Raw genomic sequence first — 13,128 nt, 5'->3', positions numbered from 1 at the left:
CGTAATCGTGGTCGGATTATCCGATTACGACAACGACAACGACAACGATAGCGTACCCGGGATCTCGGCCACCACATCTGTTCTGATCGCACGCGAAGGTTGCACGGTAACGGCACGGCGGCCGGTGCCTGGCGAGTCCGGTGAGGCGGATGCACCCCGGCGTGGACAGTGGGACGGGGCCTATCGCGTTGGTGCTCAGGTTTCGTCCCAAGAGCCGGAGAGTCCGTCCGTGGTCCACCAGACGATTGCCAAGAGCCCGCCTAAGACGACGGCCGTGAAGAGAGCAAAAAGTGTCCAGATCATGTGCGTCTACCTATGTTGTTGGACTGGCCGAGCGCGCCACCGCGGCGGGGGTGGTCGTCTGGGGCGATGCTCGGGTCGGCTCGGGCACCGGTAGCGGTGTGTCTTCGCGCTGTGGCAATACTGGACAAAATGTCGACGCACTTCCGAGGACTGGTTCGCAAAACCGGGGGCGAAGTGTGACTTGGTTCGCGGTGTGGCGAAGTGGTCGTCGGGTGCCTGGTTCGTCAGGGAGCTTGCGTCCGGTCAGCACTTGGCGGTGCCGCGGTGTTAGCATTGAGGTTTCTGGCGACCACAGAGAGAACCGTAAAGATGGCCTACGAGAAAATCAAAGTCCCGGCGGATGGAGCAAAGATCCGGGTCAACGCGGACCTGTCCCTGTCCGTGCCCGACCAGCCCATCATCCCGTACATCGAGGGCGACGGGATCGGGATCGATATCACCCCGGTGATGATCGCGGTAACCGACGCCGCCGTTCACCGCGCCTACGGCGGGAAGCGTCGGATCACTTGGATGGAGATCTACGCCGGCGAGAAGTCCACGCGCATCTATGGAGAGGACGTGTGGTTGCCGGCGGAGAGCCTGCGGGCGGTCAAGGAATTCGTGGTCTCCATCAAGGGACCCCTGACCACCCCGGTGGGCGGCGGCATCCGTTCGCTCAACGTCACCTTGCGGCAGGAGCTTGACCTCTATGTCTGCCTGCGACCGGTACGCTACTTCACCGGGACCCCGAGTCCGCTCAAGGAGCCGCAGCACACCGACATGGTGATCTTCCGTGAAAACGCGGAGGACATCTATGCCGGCATCGAGTGGCAGGAGGGGACCCCCGAGGTCAAGAAAGTCATCGACTTCCTGCAGCGCGAGATGGGTGTCACCAAGATCCGCTTCCCCGCGACCTCCGGGATCGGCATCAAGCCGGTCTCGCGGGAAGGGACCGAGCGGCTGGTCCGCCGCGCCATTGCCTACGCCATCGACAACGATCGCGCCTCGGTGACCCTGGTCCACAAGGGCAACATCATGAAATTTACCGAGGGCGCCTTCAAACAGTGGGGTTATGATCTGGCAAAGTCCGAGTTCGATGCGGTGGAGATCGAGGGCGGGCCCTGGTGCCGCTTCAAGAACCCCAAGACGGGCCGCGACATCGTGGTCAAGGACGTCATCGCGGACGCCTTCCTCCAACAGATCCTGCTGCGGCCCAAGGACTATTCGGTGATCGCCACGCTCAACCTCAACGGTGACTACATCTCCGATGCCTTGGCGGCGCAGGTTGGGGGTATCGGGATGGCGCCCGGGGCCAACCTATCGGACTCGGTGGCCATGTTCGAGGCGACCCACGGTACCGCTCCCAAGTACGCGGGCAAGGATCAGGTCAACCCCTGTTCCCTGATCCTGTCGGCCGAGATGATGTTGCGGCACATGGGCTGGACCGAGGCGGCGGACCTGATCATCAAAGGCGTGGAGGGCGCGATCGCCGACAAGACCGTGACCTATGACCTGGAGCGGCTGATGCCGGGGGCCACCAAGCTGAGTTGCTCGGCCTTTGGCACGGCCATGATCGCGAAAATGTAGGGCGCGCGCGGCTGGTCCCGCGCCGTCCGTACCCGGCGAGACGGGTGTGCCGAGCGATCGGCACGCCCGGTGGCGCGGCGTCGGTCCCGGCGCCGCGAATCGCGTCGGGTGGGCGCTTCAGCCCACCCGGTGGACCTGGGCGGCGTGCAGGCCCTTAGGGCCCTGAGTCACTTCAAATTCAACTTTTTGCCCTTCTTTCAAGGTTTTATATCCGTCCATGTCGATTGATGAGAAGTGCACGAAGACGTCTTCTTCGCGACCGTCGGGCTTGACGAACCCGTAACCCTTCGCGTTGTTGAACCACTTCACAATACCGGTGATCATTTGGGGCATACTCCTCCGGGGGCTTCGAGGTGTGCTCGGTGTAGTCTTTATCGTGTCGTCCGGCGCCATACCTTGATTCCGGCGAGCGGCGCCATACGTCGCTAGTATAGTGGGCTGATTTGTCTGGTCAAACCGGCCAGGCGCCGCGGTCCCAGGCCACGCGCGGTCGCGCCGTTGCCCGTGAGTCCGGTCTCCGCCGACGGCGGCGGCGAGGCAGGGGGACTGGTGCCTGACCGCAACAGCGCGACCATCGCGAGTCGCACCCAGACGAAATTTGTCTAGAATCCCGAACCATGAGTGATCAGATCCCCAATGAGGAGCGAGAGTCCGGGCTGGCCGTGCAGGAGGCGCGGCCCAAGCTGCGTCGGCCGCCGCTGTTCAAGGTCATGCTGCTGAACGACGACTACACCCCGATGGAGTTTGTGGTGCAGGTGCTGGAGACCTTTTTTGCGATGACCCGGGAGAAGGCCACCCAGATCATGCTGCATGTGCACACGCGGGGCGTGGGTGTGTGCGGCGTTTATACGCGGGACATCGCCGAGACCAAGGTCATCCAGGTCAACGATTTCTCTCGCAGTCATCAGCACCCGCTGATGTGTACTATGGAGGAGGCATGAAGCAGGTCGACGCCGTCAGCGCGAATGCCCTGGAGTCCCGCGCGCGGCAGTGGTCCACACGCAACGCCGCGCGCGCGCCAAAGCAGATAGAATCGGTTTCCTTAACCCCGCTTGGACGAGTCCGATGCTGAGTAAAGAGCTTGAGTTCACGTTGAACCGCGCGTTCAAAGAGGCGCGTGAGAAGCACCACGAGTACATGACCGTGGAACACATGCTCCTGTCCCTCTTGGATAATCCGGCGGCGGCCAAGGTCCTGCGCGCCTGCGGTGCCGACGCGGAGCGACTGCGCCGGGAGATCACGGCCTTTATCGACGAAACAACGCCGCTGATCCCGGCCAACGAGGACCGCGACACCCAGCCGACCCTGGGCTTCCAGCGGGTGCTCCAGCGGGCCGTCTTTCATGTGCAGTCCGCGGGCAAGAAGGAGGTCACGGGCGCCAACGTCCTGGTCGCCCTGTTCAGCGAGCAGGACTCGCAGGCGGTGTACCTGTTGAACCAGCAGGACATCACCCGGCTCGACATCGTCAACTACATCTCGCACGGGATCTCGAAGGTCCCGGGTGAGAGCGCGGAGGACGAGGGTCACGGGGAGGCGGATGACATGCGCGGGGACGAGAAGGGGGGCGCCAGTCCGCTGGAAAGCTTCGCCACCAATCTCAACGAGATGGCCCGTCAGGGCCGGATCGACCCCCTGATCGGACGGGCGGCGGAGGTCGAGCGTACCGTGCAGATCCTGTGTCGTCGGCGCAAGAACAACCCGTTGTTCGTGGGCGAGGCCGGGGTCGGCAAGACCGCCATCGCCGAGGGTCTGGCCAAGAAGATCGTGGATCGGGAGGTCCCCGAGGTGCTCAAGGACGCGGTGATCTATGCCCTCGACTTAGGTGGGCTGGTGGCGGGCACCAAGTACCGGGGTGACTTCGAGAAGCGCCTGAAGGCGGTCCTCGCCCAACTCAAGCGGCTGCCGCGCGCCATCCTGTTCATTGATGAGATCCACACCATCATCGGCGCCGGGTCGGCCTCCGGCGGGGTCATGGACGCCTCCAACCTGATCAAGCCGGTCCTCGCCTCGGGCGATCTGCGCTGCATCGGCTCGACGACCTATCAGGAGTATCGGGGCATCTTTGAAAAAGACCGGGCGCTGGCCCGGCGCTTTCAGAAGATCGACGTCGAGGAACCGAGTGTGGAGGAAACCATCGAGATTCTGAAAGGGCTCAAGTCCCGCTTCGAGGCCCACCACCAGGTCACCTACACCAATCCGGCCCTGCGTGCCGCCGCGGAGTTGTCCAACCGCTATATCAATGACCGGCACCTGCCGGACAAGGCCATCGACGTCATCGACGAGGCCGGGGCTAATGTGCAGCTGATGAGCCCGGCGAAACGCAAGAAGCGCATCGACGTGGCGGACGTCGAGTCGATTGTCGCCAAAATCGCCCGCATCCCGCCGAAAAAGGTCTCGGTGTCGGACACCGAGTCGCTGCGTAATCTGGACCGGGACCTGAAGATGGTCGTCTATGGGCAGGAGGCGGCCATCGACGCCCTGACCTCGGCCATTCGCATGAATCGCTCCGGGTTGGGGCACGAGGAGAAGCCGATCGGCTCCTTCCTGTTCACCGGCCCCACCGGGGTGGGCAAGACCGAGGTCACCCGCCAACTTGCCCGCATCCTGGGGATGGAGTTGATCCGCTTCGACATGTCCGAGTACATGGAGCGCCATACGGTCTCACGCCTGATCGGCGCCCCGCCCGGCTATGTCGGTTTCGACCAGGGCGGCCTCCTGACCGAGGAGGTCAACAAACACCCCCACGCGGTGTTGCTGATGGACGAGATCGAGAAGGCCCACCCGGACGTCTTCAATCTCCTGCTCCAGGTGATGGACCACGGCACCCTGACCGACAACAACGGCCGCAAGGCGGACTTCCGCAATGTGGTGTTGGTGATGACGACCAACGCCGGTGCTGAGGAGACCGCGCGTCGCTCCATGGGCTTCGCCGAGCAGGATCACTCCACGGACGGCATGGAGGCACTCAAGCGCTACTTCACCCCCGAGTTTCGCAACCGGCTCGACGCGGTCGTGCAGTTCAGTCCCTTGAGTGCGGAGACCATCAAGAGCGTGGTCGACAAGTTTATCTTTGAGTTGGAGCATCAACTCCTGGACAAGAAGGTCTTCCTCGCCGTAGATACTGACGCCCGCGCCTGGATCGCCGAGAAGGGCTATGACCCGCGCATGGGCGCGCGCCCGATGGCCCGGGTGATCCAGAACCACATCAAGAAGCCCCTGGCGAACGAACTCCTGTTCGGATCGCTGGTCGGCGGGGGCTCGGTACGGGTCTACGTGGAGGACGGTGAACTGGGCTTTGCCATCGATTCGGCCAAGGCCCTGGCCTGATCTGAACGGCTTATTCCGAATCGGCTGTGCAGACTGATGGTGAAGGAGCAACCGGCCGCAGTTCCAGGGATTTACCTGCGCCGGTCCCGTCTCATTACGGCGCGTCACCGATCCGGTCAGTGTCAATCTTCACCGGCATCCAATCCAAGAAGGCCGGGGCCAGATCCGCGAGGCGATCACGGCGGATCATCACCACGTTGGCGTTCCAGCTAGCGCAATTCGCAGCGCAGAAGGTCCGGTAGTTATCGAGCAACGCTTGCGGCGCTCCCTTCAGATGTCCGGCCCAGTGCCAGATCATCACAGCAGGCTTCACCGAGCCCAATGTGTAGCTAATGTCGGTCTTGCCATAGGTCGGAGAAGGGGCGCCGTGTCGCGCTATATATGCATCGGTGAGACCGATGGGGTCGTGAAAGCGATTTCGTATTAAGCTATACGAAACGTACCCGAGCGCTTCGGCGCCTATCATATCCGATTGTTGCAGGATTGGCGCGAGACGCTGCGACGTGTTGAACCAGAACCCCGACGGTTGCGCGTAGGCCAGGATCGGGTGTGAGCGCTGCGTCATTAGGACATCCACGGTTTGGCGGCTAGTGAGGAGCAGCAGCGCCAGCCCCAACAGGGTCGCGCCCCGATCTTTGCCGGCGAGCGGGATGAACGCTACTGCATACAGGGTACCATATTGCAGAAACAAGCGGTGTCCTGGCATCCAATCGCCGGCGTTATGTAGGACGATGATAGATGAATAGACCATCGCCGTGACGCAGAACAACAGGACCCGCTCCGGCAGACCCGCCAGGGATCGGGTCTGAACGAGTTGCCACAACGCCCAAGCAAAGATTACGATAAGTGGTAGATTGGTCCAGGCGAATCCCTTGACGTAGGCGAAGGCCATGTCCTGCAGGGGGATGAGTTGGTGTAGATCGAGCGACTTGGCCAGGACCGAATTGGGCACGGGGGACCCATAGTACCTGATGCGAAACAGCGTCACGAGCACGACGATCCCGACCCAGATGGCGCTGCCCATGGCGATCTGGTTCACGGAGCGGCGATGCCGGTATTCCAGCGCAATCAATAGTAGCCCGAGCGGTGCGCCTTCTGGCCGCGTCATAAACAAGAGGGCCGCAAACAGGCAGGCCGCTTCAAACCGCCCTCGGCAGTAGCGATAGACGACCTCGACCAGCAGCGCTGTGTAAAGCGCGGCCTCCAGACCATTCGTGGTCGTGTAGATGAACTCCGGGTTCAGCAGCAACAGGATCGCGGCCAGCGTGCCGATCAACGGCGAGGCGCCGAGTAGCGGCGCCAATTGCCATAGGCGAAGGCATGCGAAGGTGATGAGCCCCAGCGACAGCGCCAGCACGAACGGCCGGACGGAAACCTCGAACATGGCGATCTGGGCCGCAACGATCAGCGTCCACAACAAGTTGGTGATGCCCTCTACCCGCTCCCCGACGTTGAAAACGAGCCCCTCGCCATGCGCAAGGTTGTACGCGTAGCGAAAGGAAATGTAGGCGTCGTCGACCAGTCTAAAACGTGTCGTGGTAAAGATTAGTATCAGGACGGCCAGTAACAGCATCAAACTGCCGTAGCGGACGATTTTTCGAGCCGCTGGCACTGACTGGAATGATCCGGAGGAGGTCTTGTCGGTATCTGGCCAGGCCCCGTTGATCATGCCTTCCGGCAGTATCGGTTCTGGTTTGGTACTCATATTCCACAATCCTTCATGCTAGGTCTGCGATTTGGAACCCTGCGTCGATGTGCTAGGGACCTTGGGCGGGAGCGGGAATCCCCAAGCGTCAGGGCTCAATGCCACACATCGCATATGCAATTCTTGACGGGGGTCTGGCGCGATGGTCGTGCCGACGTGTGTGAAGAACGCCTGATGGGGACCCACAGGGGCGCACGCCCCTAAGCACCGTGCCGCTGCAAGAGCGACTTGGCCCTTGCCGCAAGGTGCTGTCCCCAAGAGCGGTCCAGCTCGGGGTGCATCCGAGCCGAAGGCGGGGAAGTCACCGGTTCGGTTGTCTTGCCGCTGCGTGCGGCTGGCAAGGCCCGTTCGATGTGCCCGGCGGCGCACCCATCGCCGACTTCGTCATAACTCGCTGGAACCGCTGCGCAGGCCGCGAGTTCGGCCGCGTTACCGTGAAAGGCGCGCCGGGAGCGCGCTCCAATTCCCCCTCTCCCTTTAGAAGAGAGCGGGGTGAGGGAACGGCTACGGCGACTGCAATTTTCATCGTTCGGGGTGGTGCGGGCGCCATGGCCGTTAGCCTCGTTCCTGACCGGGTGCCTAGCGTTGCCCACCAAGGCAAAGTCGCATCGTTCAAGCGGCGGACCACGGACTCACCGATCGGCAAACCGGCTGGACACCCTGACTCCAGCCGACCGTCCTTGCGGGGCCGGCGGGCTGCCCATCGCCCGAGCAGCATGGGAAGGGCAGACGCGGTTCAGCGCGCCCGATAGACGATGCGGCCCTTGGTCAGGTCATAGGGCGTGAGTTCCACCGTCACCTTGTCGCCGGTGAGGATTCGGATGTAGTGCTTGCGCATCTTGCCGGAGATGTGGGCGGTCACGATGTGACCGTTCTCCAGCTGTACTCGAAACACTGTGTTGGGTAGGGTCTCCGTGACCGTCCCTTCCATCTGGATAACGTCGTCTTTAGACATAGTTCATGTGTACTGGAAAGCAGTTCCGGTGTCGTAAAGGGCCGGAAGTATAGCACAGGGCACCCCTACGGGCCCGGTGGGGTGCGAGCAGAACTGATGTGGTGACCGAGATCCCGGGTATCCTGTCGTTGTCGTAATCGAATAATCCGACAACGACAACGACAACGACAACGACGCCCGGTCCGTGAGAGCGTCCGGTAGCTGTCGCTGTAGGGTACGCGATGCGTATCCTACGACATGCGGGTTAACACATCAGTTCTGATCGCACCCTGTCCGGCGCGTCCGGCACGGCGCCTCGACTGCCGCGCGGCCCCGCCTCAGGTGAGATCGGGGTAGCGCGCGGCGTCCAGACCCGTCCAGCCGCGCCCATCCCAGGCCTCCATCGGCCTGAATGTCGCCTTGTAGGCCATTTTCCGTGATGCCTCAATCCAGTAGCCAAGGTAGACATAGGGCAGTCCGAGCCGTCGCGCGGTCGCAATCTGTGCCAGTACCGCGAAGGTTCCCAGTCCCCGTGCGGACAGCTCGGGGTCGAAGAAGGTGTAGACCGCCGACAGCCCGTGGGGAAGCAGGTCGGTGACGGCGATGCCGACCAGCCGCTCGCCCAGGCGTAACTCCAGAAAGCGGGTCTCCCCGCCCCAGGGATCGACCAGGAACCGGCGGTAGCTCTCGATGCTGGCGTCGTCGGCCATACCCCCATCCGGGTGCCGGTGCGCGAGATAGCGCAGATACAGGGCAAACTGGTCCGGGTCGAAGACCGCCGGGGTCTCGACGACGGCCAGTTCCGGGGCATTGCGCGCCCAGTTGCGCCGTTGCGAGCGGTTGGGCCGGAAGGCGCCGATCGGCAGGCGCACTGGCACGCAGCGGGCGCAGCCCCGGCAGGCCGGGCGGTAGACGTGGGCGCCGCTGCGGCGGAATCCCTGGTCGACCAATGCCTGGTAGGTGATGACGTCGATGCGGGCCAGGGGGTCGACGAAGAGGGTCCGGGCGCGCCGCCCATCCAGGTAGGAACAGGGGTGCTCGGCGGTCAGATAGAGCGCGAGTTGCCGCTCGCGATTGCCCTCGAACCCCGGGTTCATGGCCGCTCCTGCCGCTGCTGCGGCGGTGCGTCCCGCGGGTGCTCCATGGGGAAGTGCAGCGCCCCGTCATCCCAGGTCCCGATGTCCCCGGGGGCGTCGCAGTAGCGCCCCAGCCGGGTGACGAACTCGGCGCGCGGCAACTCCAGCGCGCCCAGGCTCATCAGGTGCTCGGTGCGCAGTTGGCAGTCGATCAGCCCGAAGCCGCGCCCGGCCAGGACCTGGCAGAGGTGGACCAGGGCCACCTTGGAGGCGTCCGCGGCGCGGCTGAACATGGACTCGCCGAAGAACGCCCGACCGATGGCCACCCCATACAGGCCCCCGACCAGCAGCCCGCCCTCCCACACCTCCACCGAGTGGCTGATCCCGAGGCGGTGCAGGTTTTCATAGGCGTCAATCATCTCCGGCAGGATCCAGGTGCCGTCCGAGCGGTCGTTCACGCCGCCCCCCCCGCGGTGGCGCGCGCCCGCGCAGCCGCGGATGACGGCCGCGAAGTCGCGATCCATGGTCACTCCGAACTGGCGGCGCCGCAGCCGCTTGGCCAGGCTGCGCGAGATGTGGATGTGCCCCGGCAACAGCACGGTGCGCGGGTCCGGGGACCACCACAGGATCGGGTCCCCGACGCTGAACCAGGGGAAGACCCCGCGCCGGTAGGCGCTGGTGAGGCGCCCAGGGCTCAGGTCCCCGCCGACCGCGAGCAGCCCGTTGGGGTGACGCAGGGCACGCCGCACGTCCGGGAAGGGCCGCGGATCATCGGGCGTGAGCAGCGCGATCATGATCTCAATCAAGGGCGGCCAGCGGCCGGTGGGCGTCCGTGGCCGGCGGCTCGCGAAAGGGGCTATGGGCATGCATCTCCTGGTGGTACTCGTTCATCCCCTGGGCCTCCTGGGCGAGGAAGCGCCCGATAGCCTCCCGAAAACGCGGGTCCGCGATCCAGTGCGCGGACCAGGTCGGCGTCGGCAGGAAGCCCCGGCTGACCTTGTGTTCACCCTGGGCGCCCGGCTCGAAGCGCGTGAGCCCCGTCGCGATGCAGTGCTCCAGGCCCTGATAATAGCAAGTCTCGAAATGCAGACTGTGAAAGTCCTTGAAGCAGCCCCAGTGGCGCCCGAACAGTGAGCGCTCGCCCACCAGATTGAAGGCCGCGGCGACGACCTCGACTCCCCGTTGCGCGAACACCAGGAGCAGGTTGCGCCCCATGGTCCGCGCGATCTCCTGAAAGAAGGGCAAGGTCAGGGTCGGCACACCGCCGTGCTTATCGAAGGTATCCCGGTAGAGGCGATGGAAGGTCGCCCACTGCACCTCGCTCACCTCATCCCCGGGGATACGCCGGATGCTGACCCCGGCCTCCTGCACCCGGCGCCGCTCGCGCTTCACCTTTTTACGCTTCTGCGCGGTGAAGGTCGCGAGGAAATCGTCGAAGGAGCCGTAGCCCGGGTTGGTCCAGTGGAACTGGCAGCCGACCCGCCGCATCAGCCCCCGTGCCTCCAATAGATCGGTCTCCGCGGCGGTGGTAAAGAGCCAGTGCAGCGATGATACCCCCAACTGCTGCGCCACCCGTAGCGCCCCGTCCGCCAGTGCCTGGGCGAACTGAGCGCGCGCCGGGGTGTCCCCGATGAGCAGCCGCGGGCCGGTCGCGGGGGTATAGGGTGAGCCCAGGACCAGCTTCGGATAATAGGCCAGCCCGTGGCGGCGGTAGGCGTCCGCCCAGGCCCAGTCGAAGACGAACTCGCCGTAAGAGTTGAACTTGAGATAGCAGGGGGCCGCCGCGACCAGCGCGCCCGCCGCGTCGCGCAAGGCCAGGTGCCGCGGGACCCAGCCTTGGGCCTCCCCCACGCAGCCATGGCGCTCCATCGCGCTGAGAAACTCATGGCGCAGGAAAGGCGTGTCGGGGTCCGCAAGGCGGTTCCAATCCGCGGCTGGAAGCTCGTCGATAGCGTCGTGGGTGCTGAGGCGGTACATGGGCCCGGGCCAGTGGTCGGTCGGTAGCGGGGAAGATGTGGGCGCATCGGCACGGTAAAACCGGTCGGATCGACGGGGGCATCGGCCGTTTGGCACATGCCGACAGCGATGCCCATCTGCCCCCCGCGACCCTCACGCGGGCCACGGACTCCGGCCTTGCCTCTCGCCCGACGCAAGACACAAGGCAAGACTCAGCCCATCCCCGCGCCGACAAACCGCGGACCCGCGGCCAGCCACCGCGACTCTGCCGGCGTCAGATCCCCTGACGCCTGGGGATAGTCGGCGATGCGTTCCCACTGGCTCAGCCATTCGGGCCTGCGGCCGGGCGTCGGAATGGGCCGCGGCGCTCCGGGATCGCGAATCCGCAGTTGGTCGAGTTCAAACAGCGGATCGCGAAAAAGCCAGTTCCAGCGGGCGAAGTCCGCCTCCGCGTCGGCGATCCTGGCGGCCGAAGCCGGGTCCGGCAGGGACTTGCCGCCGAATGCCACGCCGAGCGGGTCACCCCAGGCGCATTCAACGAAGGTTTCGGCGACGCCTGCCTTGGTTGCGACCCGCTGCGCTTGGGCAAAGCCGCGACAGTAGTCCTTCAGACGGACACCGGTGCCGTGCACGAATACGATGGTCCCCTTGGGCATCTGGTCACTCCGCCCCTTCCGGGCAGTTGCGAAAATACTCCAACGCTTGGAGGGATGACCTCAAGCCCACCCGAGCCGCCGCAGATTGCGCTCCACCTCGTCCTGATCACTGTAATAGGTCTTGCGGTCATTGCGGTCGATGTAGCGCTCATGGCCCTTGCCGGCGATCAGGGCCACCCAGGGCTCCTCCGGGGGGCGTTGGGCCAGCAGGTCGAAGAGGCGCGCGACGGCCGCCGCGCGGTCCACCACCACCTCCCGGCCCTCCGGCGGCATCCCGGCAAGGATATCGTCGATGATTCGCTCGGGGTCCTCGTGACGGGGGTTGTCCGAGGTGACGATGGTGTGGTCGCAGTGGCGCGCCACCGCGGCCCCCATCAGGGGGCGCTTGCCGCGGTCGCGATCACCGCCGCAGCCGAACAAGGTCAGGACCCGATAGCCGGGAAAGCCCGCGCGGATCGCCGCGAGGATGGTGTCAAGTGCGTCCGGGGTGTGCGCGAAGTCGATGACGATGGTCCGGTTGGCGCAGGTGCGAGACTCGAAGCGCCCGGCGACCGGGGTGAGATGCCGCCAGTCCTCGCGCGGCCCAGGGCCCAGCACCCCGTCCGCCAGGGCAGTCGCCAGGGCATAGTTGCGGCGGTTGTATTCCAGGGCGAGGAAGGGTTTGGCCCTGATCGCCTCAGGCCCCAGCGGTGCGGCGTCCAGGGTCTCGACCGGCACCCGCGGCGCCCCCAGCGCCGCGAGCCGCCCGGCCAACTCCGGGCTGGTACAGTAAAGCCGGCCGCCGTCCTTGATCAGGTCGAGGATGCGCGCCTTGGCGGCAAAGTAGGCGGACTCGTCGCCGTGATAGTCCAGGTGGTCCTGGGTGAAATTGGTCCAGCCCGCGTTCATCAAGGGCAGGCCAAAGGCGCGCCCCTGGTCGAGTGCGTGACTGCTGACCTCCATCGCCACCACGTCGCAGTGGTCTTGCCGCGCGAACAGCAGGCGGCGCAACTCGATCTGGGGCGGCGAGGTGAAGCCGGTCGTCGCGAGCGGCTGCCCGTCGAGCGAGACCCCCAGGGTGCCGACACTGAGCACCCGCTGCCCATTGGCGGCCAGGATCGACTCCAGATACTTCACCGTCGTGGTCTTGCCGTTGGTCCCGGTCACGCCGATGAAGTGCAGACCGGCGGGCTTCAAGGGGTAGACCAGGTCACAGAACCGCCCCACAACCTGGGGCCAGGCGTCCGCCCGGGTGACATAGACGCCCTTGAAGGGCAGTCGCTCGAAGCAGTCGAGCATGCGGTTGGTGACCAGGACCGCGAAGGGACTGGCCGCCAGATAGCGCTCGAAGACCTCGGCGTCGCTGCGTCCATCGTCGAAACGCTGAAAGAAGAGGATCGAGCCGGGGCCGCAGGTATCCGCGCGCCACTGGATGTCGGTGAGCGCGGGCCCGCCCGGCGGCTCATGCCGCCAGGCGAAGTCGAGCGTCGAGAGCAGGTGCGAGAGCGGGTCGGACGGCATGGGTGGGGCGCCTTGAGTCGATTGACGGGAGAGGGCGCGAGCAAAACTGATGTGGTGACCGAGATGCCGGGTACGCTGTCCTGGTCGTTGTCGTTGTCGTGATCG

At 64.8% G+C, this 13,128-nt stretch carries 11 protein-coding genes; 3 read left to right on the top strand and 8 right to left on the bottom strand.

Features of this window, described 5'->3' with window-relative positions:
• Positions 1-612 precede the first annotated feature (612 nt).
• Positions 613-1,869: an NADP-dependent isocitrate dehydrogenase gene (icd, locus tag QZY48_RS20285; protein WP_295434572.1), complete on the top strand. Its 1,257-nt coding sequence runs from the start codon at positions 613-615 to the stop codon at positions 1,867-1,869.
• 117 nt (positions 1,870-1,986) lie between these two features.
• Here icd and cspD read toward each other — a convergent pair whose 3' ends face one another.
• Complete coding sequence (gene cspD, locus QZY48_RS20280; RefSeq protein WP_295434569.1) at positions 1,987-2,193, bottom strand: cold shock domain-containing protein CspD; 207 nt, start codon at positions 2,191-2,193, stop codon at positions 1,987-1,989.
• A gap of 293 nt (positions 2,194-2,486) precedes the next feature.
• On the opposite strand from cspD, the gene clpS reads away from it, so the two are divergent.
• Positions 2,487-2,810, top strand: a complete 324-nt coding sequence (gene clpS, locus QZY48_RS20275; RefSeq protein ID WP_100917994.1) for an ATP-dependent Clp protease adapter ClpS — start codon at positions 2,487-2,489, stop codon at positions 2,808-2,810.
• Between the two features lie 124 nt (positions 2,811-2,934).
• Positions 2,935-5,196 carry an ATP-dependent Clp protease ATP-binding subunit ClpA gene (clpA, locus tag QZY48_RS20270; protein WP_295434566.1) on the top strand — a complete coding sequence of 754 codons (2,262 nt, stop codon included), beginning with the start codon at positions 2,935-2,937 and terminating at the stop codon, positions 5,194-5,196.
• Positions 5,197-5,290: 94 nt separating this feature from the next.
• Here the strand turns inward: clpA and QZY48_RS20265 are convergent, their stop codons facing one another.
• From QZY48_RS20265 to QZY48_RS20235, 7 genes are all read right to left on the bottom strand, one after another.
• Complete coding sequence (locus tag QZY48_RS20265; protein WP_295434564.1) at positions 5,291-6,901, bottom strand: hypothetical protein; 1,611 nt, start codon at positions 6,899-6,901, stop codon at positions 5,291-5,293.
• Between the two features lie 736 nt (positions 6,902-7,637).
• The gene (gene infA, locus QZY48_RS20260; protein WP_100917997.1) at positions 7,638-7,856 is read right to left on the bottom strand and encodes a translation initiation factor IF-1; all 219 of its coding nucleotides are present in this window, start codon (positions 7,854-7,856) and stop codon (positions 7,638-7,640) included.
• Positions 7,857-8,173: 317 nt separating this feature from the next.
• Positions 8,174-8,932, bottom strand: coding sequence for an arginyltransferase (locus QZY48_RS20255; protein ID WP_295434562.1), 759 nt, complete (start codon positions 8,930-8,932; stop codon positions 8,174-8,176).
• Positions 8,929-9,705 (bottom strand): leucyl/phenylalanyl-tRNA--protein transferase, encoded by a 777-nt coding sequence (gene aat / locus QZY48_RS20250; protein WP_295434560.1) that lies wholly within the window; start codon positions 9,703-9,705, stop codon positions 8,929-8,931. Before aat ends, QZY48_RS20255 begins: the two co-directional genes overlap by 4 nt.
• A 4-nt stretch (positions 9,706-9,709) precedes the next feature.
• Positions 9,710-10,888: a GNAT family N-acetyltransferase gene (locus tag QZY48_RS20245; RefSeq protein WP_295434558.1), complete on the bottom strand. Its 1,179-nt coding sequence runs from the start codon at positions 10,886-10,888 to the stop codon at positions 9,710-9,712.
• Between the two features lie 191 nt (positions 10,889-11,079).
• Positions 11,080-11,523 carry a hypothetical protein gene (locus tag QZY48_RS20240; protein ID WP_295434556.1) on the bottom strand — a complete coding sequence of 148 codons (444 nt, stop codon included), beginning with the start codon at positions 11,521-11,523 and terminating at the stop codon, positions 11,080-11,082.
• A 60-nt stretch (positions 11,524-11,583) separates the two neighbouring features.
• Entirely contained in the window at positions 11,584-13,023 is a 1,440-nt protein-coding gene (locus tag QZY48_RS20235; protein ID WP_295434554.1) for a Mur ligase family protein, read from the bottom strand.
• Positions 13,024-13,128: the final 105 nt, after the last annotated feature.

This window comes from uncultured Thiodictyon sp. (genome assembly GCF_903828115.1).
Lineage (GTDB): Bacteria > Pseudomonadota > Gammaproteobacteria > Chromatiales > Chromatiaceae > Thiodictyon.
Note: the sequence above shows the minus strand (reverse complement) of the source record. Positions and strands in the feature narration are given on the sequence as shown.

Bases quoted from the DNA above. Each gene is read 5' to 3' on its own strand.
- icd (WP_295434572.1), top strand. From the start codon at position 613: ATGGCCTACGAGAAAATCAAAGTCCCGGCGGATGGAGCAAAGATCCGG.
- cspD (WP_295434569.1), bottom strand. From the start codon at position 2,193: ATGATCACCGGTATTGTGAAGTGGTTCAACAACGCGAAGGGTTACGGG.
- clpS (WP_100917994.1), top strand. From the start codon at position 2,487: ATGAGTGATCAGATCCCCAATGAGGAGCGAGAGTCCGGGCTGGCCGTG.
- clpA (WP_295434566.1), top strand. From the start codon at position 2,935: ATGCTGAGTAAAGAGCTTGAGTTCACGTTGAACCGCGCGTTCAAAGAG.
- QZY48_RS20265 (WP_295434564.1), bottom strand. From the start codon at position 6,901: ATGAGTACCAAACCAGAACCGATACTGCCGGAAGGCATGATCAACGGG.
- infA (WP_100917997.1), bottom strand. From the start codon at position 7,856: ATGTCTAAAGACGACGTTATCCAGATGGAAGGGACGGTCACGGAGACC.
- QZY48_RS20255 (WP_295434562.1), bottom strand. From the start codon at position 8,932: ATGAACCCGGGGTTCGAGGGCAATCGCGAGCGGCAACTCGCGCTCTAT.
- aat (WP_295434560.1), bottom strand. From the start codon at position 9,705: ATGATCGCGCTGCTCACGCCCGATGATCCGCGGCCCTTCCCGGACGTG.
- QZY48_RS20245 (WP_295434558.1), bottom strand. From the start codon at position 10,888: ATGTACCGCCTCAGCACCCACGACGCTATCGACGAGCTTCCAGCCGCG.
- QZY48_RS20240 (WP_295434556.1), bottom strand. From the start codon at position 11,523: ATGCCCAAGGGGACCATCGTATTCGTGCACGGCACCGGTGTCCGTCTG.
- QZY48_RS20235 (WP_295434554.1), bottom strand. From the start codon at position 13,023: ATGCCGTCCGACCCGCTCTCGCACCTGCTCTCGACGCTCGACTTCGCC.